The sequence below is a fragment of the Anaerococcus rubeinfantis genome, assembly GCF_001487145.1.
GTDB classification, from domain to species: domain Bacteria; phylum Bacillota; class Clostridia; order Tissierellales; family Peptoniphilaceae; genus Anaerococcus; species Anaerococcus rubeinfantis.
The window spans coordinates 1395722-1416349 of record NZ_LN913016.1 but is presented as its reverse complement, the minus strand read 5'-3'; the positions used below and the strand labels follow the sequence as shown (position 1 = coordinate 1416349).

Below are 20628 nucleotides of genomic sequence, written 5' to 3'. Positions count from 1 at the left end.
AAAATTCCAATTACAAAACCAATTTTAACTTAGGCCTAAAAATTTATATTTTTAAGGAGAAAAAAATGACAATAAGAGCACCACACAAATACGATATCGTAGGATCTTTTTTAAGACCAGAAAGAATTAAAAAAGCGAGAGAAGATTTTTCTAATGGAAAAATTAATGAAATTGACCTTAAAAAAATTGAGGATGAAGAAATCGAAAAACTTATTAAAAAAGAAAAAGAGGCTGATCTTAAATTTATTACAGACGGTGAATTTAGGAGAAGTTGGTGGCACTATGACTTTTTCTGGGGCCTAAATGGAATTGAAAAATATACCTTGGCTGAAAATGAGAGAATAAAATTTCACGGAGAAGTTTTAAGACCTGATTCAGTAAAAATTGTAGGAAAAATTTCCGGTACAAATCATCCGTTTTTAAAACATTTTAAATATGTGCAAAAATTTGAAGAAGACGATGTAAAGGCAAAACAAACAATACCTGCTCCTGCCCAATTATTGAGGACAGTTTATAGGCAAATTGGAGAGGGAGAGATCTATGAAAATGAAGATGATTTTATAGAAGATGTAGCAAAGGCTTATGGGGAATTTTTCCAAGAAATTTATGATCTTGGTTGTAGGACTTTACAAATTGACGATTGCACATGGGGAGCCTTGGTTGATGAAGATGCAATAAAAGAATACGAAAATGATGGAAAAGATGTTGAAAAATTAAAGAAAACTTATTTGAAAATAAATAACAAGGCAATAGACAAGGCGCCAGAAGGATTAAATGTTTTGACCCATATTTGTAGGGGAAATTATAAATCATCTTTCCATTTTAAGGGTGGATATGATAATATTGCCGATTATTTATTAAAAGATGAGCATGTAAATGGATTTTTCCTAGAATATGACGATGAAAGATCAGGATCTTTTGAAGCTTTAAAAAAAGTTCCAAAAGGAAAAAAAGTAGTCTTAGGAATAGTTACAAGCAAAAATGGAGAGCTTGAAAAGAAAGAAGATTTGATAAAAAGAATAAATGAAGCCAAAAAATACCTAGACAAAGACCAAATTGCAATATCCCCACAATGCGGGTTCTCCTCCACAGAAGAAGGAAATAAACTTACAGAAGAAGACCAATGGAAAAAAATTAAACTATTAAAAGAAGTAGCGGAGGAGGTTTTGTAGGAAGAAGTTGGTAGTAGGAAATTGGATTTTTGGATTGAGGTAATTCAAGGGAAGGGAGAATTAAGAGCAAAAGCTAATAAAGAGATCTCTCGACTACGCTCGAGATGGGTTATACATTCGCTTTTTATTATTTAAATATATGGTTAATTAAGTAAAAATAATTAATTTATAAGGAAATTATATAAAAACCTTTAGCTATTAAAGACATACCATAATCCCCCATCTCGACCTGATAAATATGCCTTGATTTGGCATATTTATCCTTAAAACTAGTGCGAAATCAAGGGAAAATTTGCAAAGCAAATTGGTTTTAGTGTGGAGAGATCTCATATAAAATTATGCGTATAATTAAATTTGAATTTTAGCAATTAAAACCCTTTAACAATAACCTATAATCTTTCCGTTGTTTAGACGTCAGTGTAAGAGTGAATTTACAAGATAAATTTAATGCAAGAGATCTCTCGGCTACGCTCGAGATGGGTTATATCTTCGTTTTATATTATTTTAATATAAGGTTAATGAAGTAAAAAATAAAAATTTAAACTTTAGCAATTAAAAGAATCCTACCATTACCCATCTTGACCTTGTGGAGAGATCTCATATAAAATTATGCGTGTAATTAAACTTGAACTTTAGCAATTAAAACCCTCTAACAATCACCCATCTCGACCTGATAAATATGCCTTGATTTGGCATATTTATCCCTAAAACTAGTGCGAAATCAAGGGAAAATTTGCAAAGCAAATTGGTTTTAGTGTGGAGAGATCTCTTATAAAATTATGCTTACAATTAAATTTAAACTTTAGAATCAAAAACTCCTAAAATCTCCTCCCAACACCTAACCAAAATGGGTGTTTTAAATTGCTTATTTTTGTGTTTTCTTATAAAATATAATATGGTGAAAAAAATATGAGAGAATTTAGTAATGAATTAAAAAAAATAGTTATAAAAGTCGGATCTTCTTCTGTAAGCCATGAAAATGGTGGAGTTGATATTGAAAGAATTGAGGATTTGGCGAAAGAGATTGTAAATTTGGAAAACAAGGGCATTAAGGTGATTTTGGTTTCATCTGGTGCGATTGCAACTGGGGCAAACAGGCTTTCTATTAAAAGACCTAGAAATGATATTAGCAAAAAACAAGCTACAGCTGCCGTTGGTCAGGTTACTTTGATGAATACTTTCCTCAAAGCTTTTGCGGAATATGGGTATTCTATCGGGCAAATTCTTCTTACAAGAATGGTTGAAACCAACAATGTTATGAATTTTAATGCCAAAAATACTATAAATGATTTGTTGGAAATGGATGTTATTCCAATTGTAAATGAAAACGACACGATTTCTACTTACGAAATTGATTTTGGGGACAATGATACCCTATCATCTGTGGTAGCAAAATTAGTTGATGCTGATTTGCTTATGCTTTTGTCAGATATTGACGGGCTTTATACGGATGATCCAAGAATTAATAAGGATGCGAAATTAATCAAAGAAGTTAATGTGATTGATGAAAAATTAAGGTCAATGGGCAAGGATTCTTATTCAAAACTTGGAACAGGTGGGATGGCTACAAAAATTAATGCAGCTAACCTTTGTATGGAAAAGGGAATTGATACGGTAATTGCAAATTCAAAAGATTTGAAAAATATTAGAAGAATAGTGAAAGGTGAAGAAATTGGGACAATCTTTAAAAGAAAAATTGACTAAAATGGGAGAGCTTTCCAAAAAAGCTAAAAAAGATTTTGTAAAGCTTTCAACAAAAGATAAAAATAAAATTTTGGAAAATATAAAAATTTCCATGGAAAAAAACAGGGAAAATATTCTTGATGCTAACAAAAAAGACTATGACAAGGGACTTTCCAATAATATGGCAGAAGGTCTTCTTGATAGGCTTAAACTTGATGATGAGAGAATTGATTCAATGATTTCATCAATTGATCAAATGATAAAACTTCCTGATCCAATTGGAAAAATGACAGATGTGAGAACTCTTGAAAATGGACTTTTGATTGGGAAAAAATCTGTTGCAATTGGAGTTTTGGCAATGATTTATGAGGCAAGACCAAATGTAACCTTGGATGCATCAATTCTTGCAATCAAATCATCAAATTCCATAATTTTAAGAAGTGGAAAAGAAGCTATAAATTCTTCTCTTGCCATTGCAAATGCAATCAGAGAAGGAATAAAAAATACAGGTTTTGATGAAAATATTGTCCAAATAATTGATGATACTACGAGAGATTCATCAACTGAACTTATGAAATTAAATGGCTATGTAGACTTGTTAATCCCAAGAGGTTCAGCATCTTTGATAAATGCAGTTGTAAAAAATGCAAGCGTCCCAACTCTTGAAACTGGAGTGGGAAATTGCCATTTGTATGTTGATAAGTATGCAGATATTGAAAAAGCCTTAAAAATTTTTGAAAACGGCAAAACCCAAAGAATAGGCGTGTGCAATGCCCTTGAAAGTTTAGTCGTTCACAAAGACATCGACCAAAGTTTTTATGATGGGCTAAATAAAATTGTAGAAAAATATAAGTTAAAAGTCCACGCTTGTGAAAATTCTATAGGAAAAATAAAGGGAGCAATCCCTGCAAGTGATGAAGATTATGGGAAAGAATATTTGGACTACGAATTTTCAGTAAAAGAAGTTGAAAGTATAGATGATGCGATTGACCATATTTACAAATATTCCACAGGCCATTCCGATGCAATAATTACAGAAAAAATAGAAGCAGCAAACAAATTTGTAGAAGAAGTAGACTCAGCTTGCGTTTATGTAAACGCATCAACAAGATTTACAGACGGTTCAGAATTCGGCTTTGGAGCAGAAATAGGAATCTCAACCCAAAGACTCCACGCCAGAGGACCAGTAGGATTAAATGAGCTTACAACTTATAAATATGTGATTTTGGGGCAAGGGCAAATTAGGGAATAATCTTTTTTAAGATTATTTTAGAAATTTGGATTTTATAATAAATTATTATATAAAAATAATTCTTCGTAATGTTAGGGCGGAGGAAATGGGGGAGTTTCGATTCTCCCCCTTTTTCCTCCCCCTAACGACCCCCACTTTTTTGCCCCCCTGCAACCGACCATTGCATGGAGCTAGTTTTGTAAGAAGCTTACGCTTCTTTCAAGTTTTTAAAGGCTGAGTATTGTTTAAAAATAATTATAAATTCAAGTTCATTATTAGAGAAAAAATTGTTTGAACGTTAGTGAGTTATTTTTTCTCTTTTAATGAACTTAGAATTTATTTATTTTGGGTACTTATCTTTATTAAATTTGGATAATCAAATTAAAAAACGAAAGAAACGCAAGTTTCTTTCTAATTTTGCTCCCTGCAAGGGCCGGTTAAGGGGTTATAAAGATGGGGGTCCTTAGGGGGAAGGAAAAAGGGGACAATCGGAAGTCCCCTGTTCCTTCCGCCCTAAGTTTACGAAGTATAAATTTAATAAATGATTAATTTTAAGATAAATAATATATTTTTCTATAAGGAGGAAATATGAAAATTGGTATTATCGGCATTGGCAACATGGGTTCTGCTATTTCTAAAGGACTTTTGGGTCAAAATGAACTTTTTTTATCTAATAGGGGATCAAATTTAGAATTTTTTAAGGATAAAGAAGTTTCTATAATGGAAAATAGGAAAGTCGTAGAAAATTCTGATTATATAATTTTGGCTGTAAAACCAAATTATTATAAAGAAGTGATTGATGAAATAAAAGATTTGTTAGAAAATAAAGTCTTTGTTTCAATTGCTGCAGGTTTTACTCTTGAAAAACTTGAAAATTTATTGGGATCTGACAAAAAAATTGTCATGACCATGCCAAATACTCCTGCATCTGTTGGGGAAGGGATGTCAATTCTTTGCCCAAATTCAAATGTGAGTGATGGTGAATTTTCAAATGTTTTGGAAATTTTTTCATCATTTGGAAAGGCTATAAAAATTGACGAAAATCAATTTGATGCAGCAAGTATTGTAAATGGTTGTCTGCCTGCTTTTGTAGATTTATTTATAGAAGGCTTGTCCGATGGGGCTGTTTTGTGTGGACTTAAAAGAGATATTTCTTATAAATTAATCGCCCAAACCATAATAGGATCTGCAAAATTAATGGAAGAATCAGGAGATCATCCGGGATATTTAAAAGATAAGGTAACAAGTCCAAAAGGAACAACAATCGAGGGCGTAAAGGCCTTGGAAGAAAATAATTTTAGGGTAGGATTAATAAAGGCGGTTGAGGCTTCTTTTAATAAGGCTAGGAATATGTAAGTTAAATTCATGGGAATTTTTTAGAATAAAATTTTCCATGAATTTATTTTTTTACCAGCAAAAATAATTCAGAGATCTCTCGACTAGGCTCGAGATGGGTTAATTTTTTATGGATTTAATCACTGAAGTATAAAATAATATTTTTTAAAATTTTAATTTAAAAATTTTTCAAATTATAGATTAATGAATTTTAAAATATTGATAATTCAATTATAAAACCTTTAGCAATTAATAAAATCAAACAATAACCCATCTCGACCGACTGGAGGGAGTGGAGAGATCTCTAAAAAATAATAAGTATAATTAAATTTAACCTTTAGCAAATAAAACATCAAAACATTACAATTTCGACCATGCGGAGAAATCTCAAGGAACAAGTAAAATTATAAATCAAAGTTTAACTTATGAGATCTCTCGACTGTCGCTCGAGATGGGTTTTTCTTCGGTTTGTATTATTATAGGATTTAGATAATTAAGAAAATAATAAAATAAAAATCAAATTAAAAACTTAAGTAATTAGAAATATCAAATAATTCCCCATCTCGACCTTGTGGAGAGATCTCTTTTATTGACTTTAATTTTGATTTATTTTTTCTTCGAATTATCATTAATAGATATTTTAATTTTTAACTTTTTACAATTTGAAATTCTAATCTTATCTCACAATTTGTGGGATATTTTTTTGGAAATTATTTTACTTCAGTGTATAATTATTACAATAATATAGTAAAGTAAGGAGTATTAAATGAAAAAATCATTAGCTATAAAAATTTTAGAAAATCATCTTTTACAAGGTGAAATAAAAACTGGAAATGAAATTGCTATTAAAATTGACCAAACTTTAACTCAAGATTCTACGGGAACCATGGCTTATTTACAACTTGAAGCTATGGACATTGAGGATGTAAAAACTGAAAAATCTCTCGCCTACATAGACCACAATATTTTACAAGAGGGATTTGAAAATGCTGACGACCATGAGTTTATAAAATCTGCTGCTAATAAATTTGGCATAACTTTTTCAAAAGCTGGCTGTGGAATTTGCCACCAAGTTCATTTGGAACAATTTGGAAAGCCTGGAAAAACTTTGTTGGGTTCTGATTCTCACACTCCAACGGGCTGTGCCTTGGGTCAAATTGCAATCGGAGCAGGTGGTCTTGATGTTGCAGTTGCTATGGCAAAGGGATTTTATTTTGTAAAGGTTCCAAAAATTTATAATATTAGTCTTAAAAATTCTTTGAAAGATTATGTAAATGCCAAGGATTTAATTTTATATATTTTGGGGAAATTATCTGTAAAAGGCGGAACTGGATATATAATGGAATATTCTGGAGAAGGTGTAAAATCTTTGTCAGTAACAGACAGGGCGACAATTTGTAATATGGGAGCAGAACTTGGGGCGACGACTTCAATTTTTCCATCTGATGAAAACACTTTAAAATATTTAAAAAGTCAAAATAGAAAAGAAGATTATAAAAAATTAGAAGCAGACGAGGATGCTTTTTATGATGAAATCATGGAAATTGATTTGGAAAAAATCGAACCTGCTGTGGCAAGGCCTCATTTTCCAGACCAATACCAAAAAATTTCTGAAATGGAGAAAGTAAAAATCGACCAAGTTGCAATCGGATCTTGTACCAATTCATCTTATATGGATATGATGAAAGTTGCTTCAATTCTTGACGGAAAAAAAGTTCATCCTGATGTTTCTCTTGTAATTAGTCCTGGATCTGCCACAATTTTGGAAAAATTATCAGAAAACGGGGCCCTTGCAAAAATGATTAAGGCTGGAGCGAGGATTTTGGAATCGGGTTGTGGGCCTTGTATCGGCATGGGCCAAGCTCCAAAAGCTGGCGGAATTTCTCTAAGGTCTTTTAATAGAAATTTTAAGGGAAGATCTGGGACAATTGATGCTAAAATTTATTTGGCAAGTCCAGAAACTTGTGCGATTTCTGCCATAAATGGCTACATATCAAATCCTAAAGATGCTCGTTTTAAAAAAGATTTTGAAGAAAATATTATTTTTGACCACACTGATGCTTATTTTATAAAAAGGGAAGAAGATTTATCAAAAAGAATTAAAGAAACTGTAAAAGGGAAAAATATTAAGCCATTTCCAAAGGCAAGTTCAGTTTCTGAAATAAATTCAAAAATAATTTATAAGGCAGGCGATGGAATTACGACTGATGATATTTGCCCATCAAATGCTAGACTTTTGCCATTTAGGTCAAATATAGAATACTTATCAGAATTTGCCTTTACAACAAAAATCGATGATTTCAAAAAAAGAGCAGAGGAAAATTCTGGTGGAGTAATTGTTGCGGGTGTAAATTATGGTCAAGGCTCATCAAGAGAACACGCTGCCCTTATTCCTTTGTATTTGAATATAAAGGCGGTTATTGCCAAATCTTTTGCAAGAATCCACAGGTCAAATTTGATTAACAATGCAATCTTGCCACTAGAATTTGAAAATGAAAAAGATTATGAAAAATTGTCTGAATTTGATAATATTCAAATAAAAAATATAGATAAGTCTTTGGAAAGTGGAAAATTTATTTTAAAAGATTTGGATAAGGATATAGAAATAAAAGTTAAAGGCGAATTTTCAAAAAGAGAAATTGAAATTTTAAAAATGGGCGGATATATAAATTATGCCAAAAATTTAGAATTGGAGTAAGTATGAAAGTAACTTTAATAAAAGGAGATGGAATCGGTCCAGAAATTTGCGATTCTATGAAAAAAGTTTTAAAGGCCTTGGGTTCAAAGGTTGAATTTGAAGAAGTAAATGCTGGAGCGAGCGTTTTTGAAAAAGAAAATACCTTTATACCAGATGATGTTTTTAAATCAATTGAAAAAAATAAAATTGCCATTAAAGGCCCAATCACAACCCCAATTGGCCATGGTTTTAGGTCAATTAATGTTGAACTTAGGAAAAAATACGATCTTTTTGCAAATATTAGGCCAATAAAATCAATCAAAAATATTAAAACAAAATATGAAAATGTTGATATGGTAATTTTCAGAGAAAATACTGAAGATTTGTATATGGGGCTTGAAGAAAAAATTTCTGATGATGAATTTCATTCAATAAAGGTCATAACACGAAAAAAATCTGAAAGAATTATAAAAGCTGCCTTTGAGTACGCCCAAAAATTTAATAGGAAAAAAGTAACCATAGTTACCAAGGCAAATATAATGAAATTTACTGACGGTTTGTTTTTAAATGTTGGGCGAGAAACTTCCAATTCTTTCCCAAATATAGAATTTGAAGAACTTTTGGTTGATAATACTGCCATGCAAATGGTTCAAAATCCTAATAAATTTGACGTCCTTGTTACTGAAAATTTATATGGGGATATTTTGTCAGATTTGGGGGCAGGCCTTGTTGGGGGACTTGGTTTAGTTCCTGGAGTAAATAAGGGAGAGGATATTTCAATTTATGAATCTGTTCATGGTTCTGCTCCTGATATTGCTGGGAAAAATTTGGCAAATCCTATTGCAATTTTACTTACAGCATCTCTTATGCTTGATGATATTGGGGAAGGAAATTTGTCCAAAAAATTAAGAAAATCTATTGAAAAGACAATGGAAGATAAGAAAAACCATACAAAAGATTTGGGAGGAGATGCAAGTTTGGAAAAAATCACCCAAGAAATAATTAAAAATTTGGAGGCCTAAGATGGATAAAAAGAAATTAAAATCCCTTTCAAAAGAAATAAAAAAGGAAAATACAATCGAAAAGGAGATTTACGATAAATTTTCCATAAAAAGAGGGCTTAGAAATAAAAATGGAACCGGAGTCTTGGTTGGAGTGACCAAGGTCGGGGATGTTTTTGGTTATAAAATTGAAAATGGAGAAAAAATTCCAAAAGATGGGGAACTTTTTTATAGAGGATTTCCTTTAACCAGCATGGTCGCTGATTTTAATAAGACAAAAAGGCTTGGATTTGAAGAAGTAATCTATCTTTTATTATTTAATAAACTTCCAAATAAAAAAGAAATTGAGGATTTTAAAAATATCCTTGTTGAAGAAAGAAAGCTTCTAAACAAATTTTTTGAAGATACAATCTTAAATCTTCCGGGAAATAATATCATGAACATAATGATGAGATCAGTTCTTGCCCTTTATTCTTACGATAATAATCCAGATGATACTGATACTTTAAATGTTTTGGCCCAATCACTTTCTTTAATTTCAAAAATGCCCATAATTGCAATTTATTCCTACCAAGCAAAAATCCACAATTTTGATGGAAAATCTTTGATAATTCATAACCAAGATGAAAATAAGTCAATTGCTGAAAATATTCTTTCAATGTTAAGGGCAGACCAAAAATATAAAAAAGAAGAGGCTGAAATTTTGGATTTATTATTAATAATTCATGCAGAACACGGAGGAGGAAACAATTCAGCCTTTGCAACCCACGTAGTTTCATCATCAGGAACTGATACATATTCTGCAATTTCTACAGGACTTGGTTCCCTCAAAGGCCCAAGGCACGGGGGAGCAAATTTAAAAGTAAGCCTAATGCTTGAAAATATTAGGGGAAATTTACAAAATATAGAAGATGAAAAAGAAATAAAAGAATATTTGGAGAAAATTTTGGACAAAAAGGCCTTTGATAAAAAGGGTTTGATTTATGGTTTGGGCCATGCAGTTTATACCCTTTCAGATCCAAGGGCAGTTTTGTTGAAAGATAAGGCAAGAGAGCTTTCAAAAATTAAAAATCGAGAAAAAGATTTTGAATTTATAGAAAAAATTGAAAAAATTGGGGGAGAAATTTTGATGGAAAGACTCAATAAGTCTTATCCAATTTGTGCAAATGTAGATTTGTATTCAGGATTTTGCTATGAAATGTTAGATATTCCAAAAGATTTATATATTCCAATTTTTGCCATAGCAAGAACAGTCGGTTGGTCAGCTCACAGGCTTGAACAAATTGAAGATTCAAAAATAATAAGACCAGCCTATAAGTCCTTGAGCCAAACAAAAAAATATTTATCAATGGATGAAAGGTGATTTTAAAAAATTTTGCAAATTAAATAAATTTGTCCTATAATAAAAATAGCTAGGGGTGCTTTTGGCTGAGAGATGGATTTTCCATTAACCCTTTAAACTTGAAAAGGTTAAAACCTGCGTAAGAAAGCGATGATTTTATAAAAGAAGTTTAAAGACCCTAGTGAAGGGTCTTTTAATTTAGACAAAGTCAATTTTGTAATTTATTATTTATTTTAAAATAAAATTACGCTACGACCCATCTCGACTAAGTGAGTGAAACGAACGCATGGAGAGATCTCATGAGATTTCTCGACTCATTACATTCGCTCGAAATGGGCTAGGAATTTGGTTTGTAAACAATTTGAGAACCTAGTGAAGGGTCTTTTTTTGATCCTGCAAATGTCTATTTATCTATGTGTCGAACACAAATGGGGCATACCACCTCGGGTATGGTTTCTATTTGTGTTCTTTTTTTTAGGAGGTGAATATGGTTTTAATAAATGGCAAGGAAGTAAAAATAAAAAATAAAATTTCCTTGTATGAATTTTTAAAAGAAAATAAATTTGATCCTCACTTTGTGGCTGTCGAAGTCAACGAAGAGCTTGTAAAAAGAGAAAATTTTAAAAATTTTCTTGTAAAAGATGGCTATAAGGTTGAAGTTTTTTCCTTTGTTGGAGGGGGTTGATTTGGATTTAAGAGATAAAATTTTAAAAAGACAAAAAAATGATGATAACCAAATATTTAAAAATTCTAAAGTTTCAATTTTGGGTTGTGGGGGACTTGGCTCAAATGTTGCCATGATTTTGGCAAGAGCAGGTATTGGAGAAATTTATTTGTATGATTTTGACAAGGTTGAATATTCAAATTTAAACAGGCAAAATTATAAAATTTCTGATATAGGCAAAGAAAAAGTCCTAGCAACAAAAAAAATAATCGAAGAAACCATTCCCTATACAAAAGTTCATGCAAAAAATATGTATTTGGATGAAAAAAATATGGATGAAATTGTTGGAAAAACAGATTATTTTATTGAAGCTTTTGACAAGAAAGAATCCAAGGTTATGGCCTTTGATTATTTTTCAAAAAAAGAAAATAAATTTCTTTTTACAGCATCGGGCATGGCAGGACTTGGGGATATTTCAGATATTAAGGTAAAAAAAATAAATAATATCACTATGGTTGGTGATTTTAAATCAGACGCAAAAAAGGATGGCCTTTATCTTGCCTACGTTTCAATTATGGCAAGCCTTGAGGCGCTTGAGTGTTTGAAAAAAATAAGGAAGGATTTTTATGGAAGATAAATTTATATTAGGTGGCAAGGAATTTAAGTCAAGATTTATTCTTGGAAGTGGAAAATATTCTGTTGAACTAATTGATGCTGCTGTAAAAAATGCAGAATGTGAAATGATTACAGTTGCCCTAAGACGCGCAAATACAAAGGATGTGGCAAATATTTTAAATTATATACCAAAACACGTTACAATTATTCCAAATACTTCTGGAGCAAGAAATGCCGATGAAGCAATTAGAATTGCAAGACTTGCAAGAGAAATGGGTTGTGGAAATTTTGTAAAAATTGAAATTATGAGAGATAGCAAATATCTTTTGCCAGATAACGATCAAACTTTGAGGGCTACAAAAGTTTTGGCTGATGAAGGCTTTGTTGTTCTTCCTTATATGTATCCTGATTTAAATTATGCAAGAGATTTAAGAGATGCGGGAGCCGCTGCAATAATGCCACTTGCTGCTCCAATTGGATCTAACAAGGGACTTGTTACAAAAGAATTTATAAAAATAATTATTGAAGAAGTTGACCTTCCAGTTATTGTTGATGCAGGAATTGGCCTTCCAAGTCAAGCCGCGGAGGCAATGGAAATGGGAGCTGCTGCAATTATGGCAAATACAGGAATTGCTAGTGCTTCTGATATTACAATGATGGCAAGAGCTTTTAAACTTGGAATTGAAGCAGGACGTCTTGCTCGTCTTTCAAAACCAGGCAGAGTTTTAGAAAAAGGTGCTGATCCATCATCACCATTGAGGGATTTTTTCGATTAAGATGAATATTAAAAAAGTTACTGATTATTTTCCAGAAATGGATATAATCGATTCAAATATAAAAACCGAAGTTTTAGATAATTACAAAAAAATAAAAAATAAAAATGTAAGTGATGCCGATATTCTAAGAAGTTTAGAAAAAGAAAGACTTGATGAAGAAGATTTTTACAATCTTTTATCAGACAAGGCGCTTTCTTATTTAGAAAAAATGGGAGAGCTTGCAAAGGATAAAAGAGTAAGATATTTTGGAAATAATGTTTGTCTTTTCTCACCAATTTATATAGCAAATTATTGTGAAAATTCTTGTAGGTATTGTGGATTTAGGGCAAAATCTGATATAAAAAGGGCAAAATTAAATTTTGATGAAATTGAAGAAGAAATGAAGGCCCTAGCTGAAACAGGCATAGAAGATGTTTTAATTTTAACAGGGGAAAGTCAAAAATTTTCATCAGTTGAATATATAGCAAAAGCTTGTGAAATTGCAAAAAAATATTTTAAAACAATAGGAATAGAAGTTTACCCTGCAAATGTTTCTGATTATGAAAAATTAAAAGAAGCAGGAGCAGATTTTGTTACAGTTTTCCAAGAATCTTACAATCCAAAAACTTATGATTTTTACCATCCATACGGCCACAAAAGATCTTGGGTTTATAGGATTGATACTCAAGAAAGAGCAATGATGGCAGGATTTAGGGGAGTGGGATTTGGAACACTTTTTGGACTAAATGATCCAATAGAAGAAGCTTTTAAATTGGGCCTTCACGCTCAAAAAATTCAAAAAAAATATCCTCATGCAGAAATTGCAATTTCTCTTCCAAGAATTAGACCAACTCACGGGGCAGATAAGCTTAAATTTTTTGAAGTAAATGATAAGAAATTTTTCCAAATCATGCTTGCTCTTAGGATATTTTTACCATTTGCATCAATAACTCTTTCAACAAGAGAAGACCGTGAATTTAGAAATTTGGCAGTAAAATATGCAGCAACAAAAATTTCTGCATCAGTAGATACATCAATCGGCCACAGGTCCAAAAAATCCCAAGACGAGGGGGACGAACAATTTGAAATTGCAGACAATAGGTCATGTGATGATGCCATAAAAGATTTAAAATCAATAGGCATGACTCCAGTTTTCACAGATTATATAAATGTTTAGGAGAATTTATGAGAAAAAATAATTCCCTTCTTGTTTTATTAACCTTATCAATGTTTGTTACAATTGGAGTTGTAATTTCACCAATTTTAAGATTTGAAGGTTTTGCTCCAACGGCTCACTTTGTAAATATTGTTTGCTCAGTATTTTTGGGTCCTTGGTATTCGCTTTTAAATGGAATAATAACGGCATTTTTAAGGATGAGTCTTCTTGCAATTCCTCCCCTTGCAATAACAGGGCAAGTTTTTGGGGCGATTTTGTCTGGAATTTTTTACAGAAAATCAAAAGGAAGTATATTAGCTGCTGTAATCGGAGAAATTTTGGGAACAGGAGTGATTGGAGCCCTTGTTTCCTATCCGGTTATGAAATTATTTTATGGTACTGGAAAAATAACCTGGTATTTTTATCTTCCTTCCTTTATAATAGCAACAATTATTGGAGGAAGCCTTGCCTATATTTTCCTAAAAACTTTGCAAAAATCTAAAGTTTTATATCAAATTCAAAAAAAACTTGGAGTAAATGTATATGATAAATCTAAAAAATATTCTTAAAAATAGAGATTTGGTAAAAGAAAAATCCCCATTGATCCATGCAATTACAAATCCAATTGCTATAAATATGGTTGCAAATGCGATTTTATTTCAAGGGGCAAAGGCGATTTGTGCAGAACATCCAAAAGAAATGGAAGATATAGTAAGAATTTCTGACTCTCTATCAGTAAATCTTGGAAATATTACAGATTCAAGAATAAAATCAATAGAGCTTGCCGTAAAATTGGCAAATCAAAAGAATATTCCTGTAATAATTGACCTAGTTGGAATTGGTGCAAGCAAATTAAGATTTGATTTTTCTAAAAAACTTTTAGAAAACTATAAATTTTCAATAATAAAGGGAAACGGATCAGAAATTTTGGCTTTAAGTGAAAACAAGTCAAACGCCAAGGGAGTTGATGTTGGAGATAAGGATAAGCTAGAAGGCGAAAATATTAAAAAATTCATTGAAATTTCAAAAGATCTTTCAAAAAAATACCAAACTACAGTTTTAATCACAGGAAAAACGGATATTTTAGTAGATGAAAAAGAATATTTTTTGATAGAAAATGGGTGCGAAAATCTATCAAAAATCACAGCTACAGGTTGTATGCTCACAAGTTTGATTTCTACCTTCCTATCAGTTACAAATCCAATTGAGGCTTCAATTTTGGGACTTTTGATTTTGGAAATATCTGGAGAAATTTCTGATACAAATAGGCCCTACAGCTTTTTTGTAAATTTGATGGATAATATTTCTGAAATAAAAAATGATGAAATTATAAAAAGAGCAAAAATAAGAGAGGGAAAATTTTGAAAAAATTATATTTGGTAACAAATTCAGATAAATATACAGAAGAAGAATTTTTAAAAAGAATTGAAGATGCCCTAAAAGGCGGAGTTGATATTCTCCAATTAAGAGAAAAAGAAAAAACAGACCTTGAAATTTTAAATTTAGGAAAAAAAGTTAAAAAAATCTGCGATGAATATAAGGTTCCTTTGCTAATTGATGATAAGCCTCACCTTGCCTGGGCGCTTGGATGTGGGGTTCATGTGGGGGCAGATGATTTTCCAATTTCACTTTGTAGAAAACTTTTGGGAGAAAAGGCATTAATAGGAGCTACTGCAAAATCAGTAGAAGCCGCAAAAAAAGCCCAAGAAGATGGGGCTAATTATTTGGGAGTTGGGGCAATTTTTGAAACAAAAACCCATGTAAAAACCAAAAGAACATCAGTCGAAACTTTTAAGAAAATAAAAGAGACTGTAGATATTGACGTTTATGCAATAGGCGGTTTAAATATAGAAAATGTAGATATATTAAAAAATTCAAAAGCCGACGGGATTTGCGTAGTAAGAGCAATAATGGACGCAGATGATGTTTACCAAACAAGCTCCAGTTTAAAAGAAAAAATTCAAGAATTATAAAAAAATAAACCCATATCGAGTGATAAATAGTTAGAGATCTCAAAGAATTGGTAAAATGAAAAGATAAACAAAACCAAGAGATCTCTCGACTGCGCTCGAGATGGGCTGTTTCTTTGTTTGATTTAATGAATTAATAAATTTTTATGATGTAAAATCTTGAATTCAAATCTTCTTTAGCAATTAAGAATGTATGACAATTACCCATCTCAACTAGGCTAGAGATGGGTGAATGTTTGCTTTATTTTTGAGCTAAAGTTTAAATTATAATTTTTAAAAATGAAAACAAAAATAAAATTTGAAATCTTAAAGTCGACATTTAAATTAAATACTAAGCTAGACCAATAATATTATGCAAATTTCAAATAGTAAATAATTTACAATACTCAAAAACTTTAGCAGTAAAAAAAATCAACCCATCTCGACCTGATAAATATGCCTTGATTTGGCATATTTATCCCTAAAACTAGTGTGAAATCAAGGGAAAATTTGCAAAGCAAATTGGTTTTAGTGTGGAGAGATCTCTTTTATTAAATAAATCAAAAAATTGAATTTATTCGAAGAAATTCAATAAAATTATATTCCAAACCTATTTTTTATTAACAAAATTAAGCAAAATATTATCTATTGATTCTATTTCTATATATTTTATTTCCTTTATATCAACTTCAAACTCATCGTAAATTTCACCAGAGTTTTGGTCTACTGCATCAATTGTGGCAAAATCATCATCTATATCTTTTACATAGCCACAAATTAATTCGTAATAATCCAAATTTTTTCCCAAATTTATTATTTTTTCATTGTCCTTGGCATATTTTACTATATTATAAAAACCAGGTTCATTTTTAAAAACTTCGCTGTCAGATTTTCCTATGCTTATTGACTTCCAATAATCATTATAGATTTTTAATTTTTTTAAAAAATCTGATTTTTCTTTTATTTCAACCAAATCTTTTGAAATCAAAGTATATCCATCAAATCTTCCTTGGTCATCAAGATTATTTATTAAAATTTTTTCTTCATCTTCATATAATAAAAAGCCATAAGCAAAGGATGAATTTTCATTTAAAAGTTCAACTAATTTATTTTCCATAATTCCCCCTTTTTTTCTTTTATTATACTAATTTTGACCAAAATAAAAAGCAGAAAAAATTCTGATTTAGAACTCTGATAAGATAAATTTTATAACTTATCAAAAATTTAAAATCACTTGTGAAAAAATAAATTAAAAATTTTGAAACTGTTTTCATGTTGTGTTATCATGTAACATAAGAGAGGTTAATATGTATTATATTGGTATAGATATTGGATCGACAGCTAGTAAATTTGTTGTCTTAAATAATGAAAAAAATGAAATACTTTACAAAGAAGTTATAAGCAGTGGATGGAATAGCAAGGAAACTGGTAGAAAAATAATCGAAAAATTGGAAAGTTTGGGTTATTCTAAAAATCAAAGTCATATTACTGCTACAGGTTATGGAAGAATTGCTGTAGATTTTGCCGACAAGGTTATTACAGAAATTACCGCCCATGGCAAGGGAGCACATTTTTTAGGATCAAAAGATAGGACTGTAATCGACATTGGAGGACAAGATACAAAAGTAATTGTTCAAAATGAAGACAGGGTTATTGATTTTTTGATGAATGATAAGTGTTCGGCTGGGACTGGTAAATTTTTGGAAGTTATGGCAAACAGGCTTGGTCTTGATTTAGATGAATTTTTCCAAATGGCAAAAAAGGGCAAGGACATTGAACTTTCTTCAACTTGTACGGTTTTTGCAGAATCTGAAGTTGTTTCTTTGATGGGAAAGGGAACAAAAAGAGAAGATATAGCAAGTGGGGTTATAAATTCTATAGTTTCAAAAGTTTCAAAACTTGCTCAAAAAAAATCTGATGACGGATATTTTCTCACAGGCGGTTTTTCTAATAATGAATATATAATGAAATCTTTGGAAGAAAAACTTGATGGGGATGTTCAAAGTCATCCTGATGGAAGATTTGCTGGAGCGATTGGAGCTGCTATTTTATGAAAACCAAACTAGAAGATTTCAGAAGAGATGCCTATGTGGATGCAATTTATGCAAAAATGGAAAAGGACAACGTAGTTGGAGTTTTTTCCGATAAAGTTGAGGCACTTTTGATCTCTTATGGTTTTGTTGTCTATCCAATCCTTGGACTAGACAGCTACATATTTGATTATTTTAATTTGGATAATATTTGTGATCCAATAAATTCTACAATAGCCTATCTAAAAACAAAAAAATGCCCCCTTATATATGCTTCAAAATTTTTTGTAGTCGATTCTTATTGCGAGAAATTTAATAAATTTTTGAAAGAAAATACTGATAAAAATGTGGTTTATAAAAATGACCTTAAATCATATCTTGAAAATCTTGATGGAATAAAATTTGATGAAAAAATTTATGAGGAAAGTCAGAAAAAACTTAAAAAAATCAAAAATTTATTGAAAGATTTAGAAGAAAGTACTATAAGTGGATCATTGCTTTATAAATTAGAATTTTACATAAGATTTATCAAAGATTTGGATGAAAGAATTTCTTTTATTGAAAAAATTAGTTCCAAATACGATAAGAAAAAAACTAAGAGAAAAATTATAAAAGCAACTTGTCCTTATGGAGCTTGTGAGATTATCGACAAAGAAATTTCCGGAGACTATAAAATTGTAAGGTCAAAAAATCCTGACTTTACTTTTGAAAAATGTATATATAAGGCGGAAGAAATTTTAACATATAAGGAGAAATAAGATGGATAAAAATCATAAAATGTGGGACGATTTGAGTATGGACCTTGATAAACACGATTTATTGTGCGAGGCTTTGCCACAAGCTTTTGGGGATGTTTTTTTATCACAAGAAAACAGACCAGAAAAAATGGATTATTTTAATGCAGTTGCTGCAGATATTCATGGGGCTAGACCATCAGAACTTATTGAAGCTCAAAAAAATGGACAAAAAGTTATAGGAAGTTTTTGTATCCACGTTCCTGAAGAAGTTGTATGGGCAGCAAACGGAATTTCTACAGGACTTTGCTCAGGATCACAATTTTGGGTTCCAGGTGGAGAGAAAAAATTACCAACAGCAACTTGTCCTTTAATAAAAGCATCACTTGGTGCAAGATTTGACAGAACTTGTCCATTTTTTAGAATAGCTGATTTATTTGTTGGAGAAACAACTTGTGATGGCAAGAAAAAAGCTTGGGAAATTTTGGCAGAAGATGCTCCAATGTATATAATGGACATCCCACAAATGAAAAGAGATGAAGATTTCAAAAAATGGGAAAAAGAAATCAAATTATATATAGATAGGATTGAAGAATTAACAGGAAATAAAATCACAGAAGAAAGCCTACACGATGCAATTGTCATGATAAATAACAAAAGACGTGCTATGCAAAGACTTTACGATTTTAGAAAACTTGACAATGTTCCAATTTCAGGAAGAGATACCCTTCTTATCACACAAATTTCATTTTTTGATGATCCAGTAAGATTTACCCAAAAAGTAAACGAACTTTGCGATGAACTTGACCAAAGAGTTAAGGAAAATGTACATATGTTTGAAAAAGGAACAAAAAGAATTCTTCTTACAGGAACACCACTTTCAATTCCAAACTGGAAATTACACCAAATAATTGAAACAAACGGTGGAGCAGTTGTTGGCGAAGAATTGTGTACAGGAATTAGATATATAGAAAATCCAGTAGACGAAACCAAGGGAGATTTGGATACAGAAGTTAAAAATCTTGCACAAAGATATTTAGGAAGCATAAATTGTGCTTGCTTTACACCAAACACATCAAGAATTGACGATATAATAAGACTTTATCACGAATACAATGCCGATGGAGTTATAGATATCAACCTTAAATTCTGTAATATTTACGATACAGAAGGATATTTTGTAGAAAAAAGATTAAAAGAAGAAAATATTCCATGCATTGGAATAGAAACAGACTACACAGACGAAGATGCAGAACAATTAAAAACAAGAATTGGTGCATTTATAGAAATGCTTGATTAATGAAATATTTTATCCTAGTAGAAAATGCAAGCATAGCCACAAATTTATTAGAAATCTTGAGAAAAGAAAAAATAAAAGCAACCCTTGCCCCAACACCAAGAGAGGCGAGCCATGCTTGTGGCGTTTCAGTTTATGTATATAATAAGGAAGATATTAAAAAAATTGAGCCCTTGGCAAAAGAAAATAAGATAAAAATTGATGAAATTTATAAATCAGAATTAGATTTTAATACAAAAAGAAATAAATTTCTATAAAAAAGTGGTGAGGGAAAAATGAACTGACCCCCAAAAGTTAGACCTAAAAACTAACTAAAGGAGGTCAGTTTTTTAATGGCAAAATATAGCACAGAATTTAAAATGAAAGTAGTAAAGGAATATTTAGAAACAAATATCTCATATAAATCTTTATCAGAAAAATATAAACTTTCTCATCAGGAAATAGTAAAAAGATGGGTAAATGCATACAAATCACAAGGTTATGAAGGGCTAAAAGTAAAGAGAGAAAATACAAAATACACTTTGGAATTTAAGTTAAATGTAGTAAACTTGTATTTAACAGGAGAAATGTCCTATCAAAGCCTAGCAAATGAATTAAAAATAAACAATCCGTCAATAATAACAAGGTGGGTAATAGACTTTAGAGAAAAAGCATAGAAGACCTGAAATCTAAAAAGAGGGGAAGACCTTCAAACATGCAAAACTTACCGAAGTAAATCGAAAGACACTAAAATAGAATCAACAACAAACATAAGCAATTCAGAAAACCAATCATTAACAGAAGCACAATTAAAAGAAAAAATAAAGAAATTAGAAGAAAAAAACTATTGGCTTCAACTAGAAAATGATGCAATAAAAAAAAAGATAGAATTGTCTCAAATGACAGATGCAGAAATAAGACAATTGCTGAAACAATTGAAGTCTTAAGAAACAAATACAAACTAAAAGACTTGTTAAAATACTTTAATATTGCCAAATCAACATACAT

At 30.9% G+C, this 20628-nt stretch carries 20 protein-coding genes and 1 riboswitch; of the genes, 19 read left to right on the top strand and 1 reads right to left on the bottom strand.

Annotated features, from left to right (window positions below):
- The first annotated feature begins 65 nt into the window (after nucleotides 1–65).
- From BN3265_RS07790 to thiE, 14 genes are all read left to right on the top strand, one after another.
- A complete protein-coding gene (locus BN3265_RS07790; protein WP_058991013.1) occupies nucleotides 66–1172 on the top strand; it encodes a 5-methyltetrahydropteroyltriglutamate--homocysteine S-methyltransferase in 1107 nt (368 codons plus the stop codon).
- Nucleotides 1173–2081: 909 nt separating this feature from the next.
- Nucleotides 2082–2876 carry a glutamate 5-kinase gene (proB, locus tag BN3265_RS07785; RefSeq protein WP_058991012.1) on the top strand — a complete coding sequence of 265 codons (795 nt, stop codon included), beginning with the start codon at nucleotides 2082–2084 and terminating at the stop codon, nucleotides 2874–2876.
- Nucleotides 2845–4107, top strand: coding sequence for a glutamate-5-semialdehyde dehydrogenase (locus BN3265_RS07780; RefSeq protein ID WP_058991011.1), 1263 nt, complete (start codon nucleotides 2845–2847; stop codon nucleotides 4105–4107). Before proB ends, BN3265_RS07780 begins: the two co-directional genes overlap by 32 nt.
- Nucleotides 4108–4674: 567 nt before the next feature.
- The gene (proC, locus tag BN3265_RS07775) at nucleotides 4675–5442 is read left to right on the top strand and encodes a pyrroline-5-carboxylate reductase (protein ID WP_058991010.1); all 768 of its coding nucleotides are present in this window, start codon (nucleotides 4675–4677) and stop codon (nucleotides 5440–5442) included.
- Between the two features lie 745 nt (nucleotides 5443–6187).
- Nucleotides 6188–8119, top strand: coding sequence for an aconitate hydratase (locus BN3265_RS07770; RefSeq protein ID WP_058991009.1), 1932 nt, complete (start codon nucleotides 6188–6190; stop codon nucleotides 8117–8119).
- A gap of 2 nt (nucleotides 8120–8121) precedes the next feature.
- Entirely contained in the window at nucleotides 8122–9120 is a 999-nt protein-coding gene (locus tag BN3265_RS07765) for an isocitrate/isopropylmalate dehydrogenase family protein (protein ID WP_058991008.1), read from the top strand.
- Between the two features lies 1 nt (nucleotide 9121).
- Entirely contained in the window at nucleotides 9122–10462 is a 1341-nt protein-coding gene (locus tag BN3265_RS07760) for a citrate synthase (RefSeq protein WP_058991007.1), read from the top strand.
- A 41-nt stretch (nucleotides 10463–10503) separates the two neighbouring features.
- Nucleotides 10504–10604, top strand: a riboswitch (TPP riboswitch).
- 324 nt (nucleotides 10605–10928) lie between these two features.
- Nucleotides 10929–11126: a sulfur carrier protein ThiS gene (gene thiS / locus BN3265_RS07755; RefSeq protein ID WP_058991006.1), complete on the top strand. Its 198-nt coding sequence runs from the start codon at nucleotides 10929–10931 to the stop codon at nucleotides 11124–11126.
- Nucleotide 11127: 1 nt separating this feature from the next.
- Nucleotides 11128–11742 carry a sulfur carrier protein ThiS adenylyltransferase ThiF gene (gene thiF / locus BN3265_RS07750; RefSeq protein WP_058991005.1) on the top strand — a complete coding sequence of 205 codons (615 nt, stop codon included), beginning with the start codon at nucleotides 11128–11130 and terminating at the stop codon, nucleotides 11740–11742.
- Nucleotides 11732–12496: a thiazole synthase gene (locus BN3265_RS07745; RefSeq protein ID WP_058991004.1), complete on the top strand. Its 765-nt coding sequence runs from the start codon at nucleotides 11732–11734 to the stop codon at nucleotides 12494–12496. Before thiF ends, BN3265_RS07745 begins: the two co-directional genes overlap by 11 nt.
- A gap of 1 nt (nucleotide 12497) precedes the next feature.
- Nucleotides 12498–13652 carry a 2-iminoacetate synthase ThiH gene (thiH, locus tag BN3265_RS07740; RefSeq protein WP_058991003.1) on the top strand — a complete coding sequence of 385 codons (1155 nt, stop codon included), beginning with the start codon at nucleotides 12498–12500 and terminating at the stop codon, nucleotides 13650–13652.
- An 8-nt stretch (nucleotides 13653–13660) separates the two neighbouring features.
- Entirely contained in the window at nucleotides 13661–14200 is a 540-nt protein-coding gene (thiW, locus tag BN3265_RS07735) for an energy coupling factor transporter S component ThiW (protein ID WP_058991002.1), read from the top strand.
- Nucleotides 14175–14996: a hydroxyethylthiazole kinase gene (thiM, locus tag BN3265_RS07730; protein ID WP_058991001.1), complete on the top strand. Its 822-nt coding sequence runs from the start codon at nucleotides 14175–14177 to the stop codon at nucleotides 14994–14996. Before thiW ends, thiM begins: the two co-directional genes overlap by 26 nt.
- The gene (gene thiE / locus BN3265_RS07725) at nucleotides 14993–15604 is read left to right on the top strand and encodes a thiamine phosphate synthase (RefSeq protein WP_058991000.1); all 612 of its coding nucleotides are present in this window, start codon (nucleotides 14993–14995) and stop codon (nucleotides 15602–15604) included. Before thiM ends, thiE begins: the two co-directional genes overlap by 4 nt.
- A 586-nt stretch (nucleotides 15605–16190) precedes the next feature.
- Here the strand turns inward: thiE and BN3265_RS07720 are convergent.
- A complete protein-coding gene (locus BN3265_RS07720; protein WP_058990999.1) occupies nucleotides 16191–16697 on the bottom strand; it encodes a hypothetical protein in 507 nt (168 codons plus the stop codon).
- Nucleotides 16698–16887: 190 nt separating this feature from the next.
- On the opposite strand from BN3265_RS07720, the gene BN3265_RS07715 reads away from it, so the two are divergent.
- From BN3265_RS07715 to BN3265_RS09410, 5 genes are all read left to right on the top strand, one after another.
- Complete coding sequence (locus tag BN3265_RS07715) at nucleotides 16888–17634, top strand: acyl-CoA dehydratase activase (RefSeq protein ID WP_058990998.1); 747 nt, start codon at nucleotides 16888–16890, stop codon at nucleotides 17632–17634.
- Complete coding sequence (locus BN3265_RS07710) at nucleotides 17631–18368, top strand: hypothetical protein (RefSeq protein WP_058990997.1); 738 nt, start codon at nucleotides 17631–17633, stop codon at nucleotides 18366–18368. The genes BN3265_RS07715 and BN3265_RS07710 overlap by 4 nt, the downstream gene beginning before the upstream one ends.
- 1 nt (nucleotide 18369) lies before the next feature.
- On the top strand, nucleotides 18370–19644 hold the full coding sequence (locus BN3265_RS07705) for a double-cubane-cluster-containing anaerobic reductase (RefSeq protein ID WP_058990996.1): 1275 nt from the start codon (nucleotides 18370–18372) through the stop codon (nucleotides 19642–19644).
- A complete protein-coding gene (locus BN3265_RS07700; RefSeq protein WP_058990995.1) occupies nucleotides 19644–19898 on the top strand; it encodes a putative Se/S carrier protein in 255 nt (84 codons plus the stop codon). The genes BN3265_RS07705 and BN3265_RS07700 overlap by 1 nt, the downstream gene beginning before the upstream one ends.
- 75 nt (nucleotides 19899–19973) lie before the next feature.
- On the top strand, nucleotides 19974–20297 hold the full coding sequence (locus BN3265_RS09410) for a helix-turn-helix domain-containing protein (protein ID WP_094777024.1): 324 nt from the start codon (nucleotides 19974–19976) through the stop codon (nucleotides 20295–20297).
- The last annotated feature ends 331 nt before the right edge of the window (nucleotides 20298–20628 follow it).

Excerpts from the sequence above, each read along its gene's own strand:
- proB (WP_058991012.1), top strand. The coding sequence starts at position 2,082 with ATGAGAGAATTTAGTAATGAATTAAAAAAAATAGTTATAAAAGTCGGA.
- BN3265_RS07720 (WP_058990999.1), bottom strand. The coding sequence starts at position 16,697 with ATGGAAAATAAATTAGTTGAACTTTTAAATGAAAATTCATCCTTTGCT.
- proC (WP_058991010.1), top strand. The coding sequence starts at position 4,675 with ATGAAAATTGGTATTATCGGCATTGGCAACATGGGTTCTGCTATTTCT.
- BN3265_RS07745 (WP_058991004.1), top strand. The coding sequence starts at position 11,732 with ATGGAAGATAAATTTATATTAGGTGGCAAGGAATTTAAGTCAAGATTT.
- BN3265_RS07790 (WP_058991013.1), top strand. The coding sequence starts at position 66 with ATGACAATAAGAGCACCACACAAATACGATATCGTAGGATCTTTTTTA.
- BN3265_RS07700 (WP_058990995.1), top strand. The coding sequence starts at position 19,644 with ATGAAATATTTTATCCTAGTAGAAAATGCAAGCATAGCCACAAATTTA.
- thiM (WP_058991001.1), top strand. The coding sequence starts at position 14,175 with ATGATAAATCTAAAAAATATTCTTAAAAATAGAGATTTGGTAAAAGAA.
- BN3265_RS07710 (WP_058990997.1), top strand. The coding sequence starts at position 17,631 with ATGAAAACCAAACTAGAAGATTTCAGAAGAGATGCCTATGTGGATGCA.
- BN3265_RS07760 (WP_058991007.1), top strand. The coding sequence starts at position 9,122 with ATGGATAAAAAGAAATTAAAATCCCTTTCAAAAGAAATAAAAAAGGAA.
- BN3265_RS07705 (WP_058990996.1), top strand. The coding sequence starts at position 18,370 with ATGGATAAAAATCATAAAATGTGGGACGATTTGAGTATGGACCTTGAT.
- BN3265_RS07770 (WP_058991009.1), top strand. The coding sequence starts at position 6,188 with ATGAAAAAATCATTAGCTATAAAAATTTTAGAAAATCATCTTTTACAA.
- thiW (WP_058991002.1), top strand. The coding sequence starts at position 13,661 with ATGAGAAAAAATAATTCCCTTCTTGTTTTATTAACCTTATCAATGTTT.
- BN3265_RS09410 (WP_094777024.1), top strand. The coding sequence starts at position 19,974 with ATGGCAAAATATAGCACAGAATTTAAAATGAAAGTAGTAAAGGAATAT.
- thiS (WP_058991006.1), top strand. The coding sequence starts at position 10,929 with ATGGTTTTAATAAATGGCAAGGAAGTAAAAATAAAAAATAAAATTTCC.
- thiH (WP_058991003.1), top strand. The coding sequence starts at position 12,498 with ATGAATATTAAAAAAGTTACTGATTATTTTCCAGAAATGGATATAATC.
- BN3265_RS07765 (WP_058991008.1), top strand. The coding sequence starts at position 8,122 with ATGAAAGTAACTTTAATAAAAGGAGATGGAATCGGTCCAGAAATTTGC.
- BN3265_RS07715 (WP_058990998.1), top strand. The coding sequence starts at position 16,888 with ATGTATTATATTGGTATAGATATTGGATCGACAGCTAGTAAATTTGTT.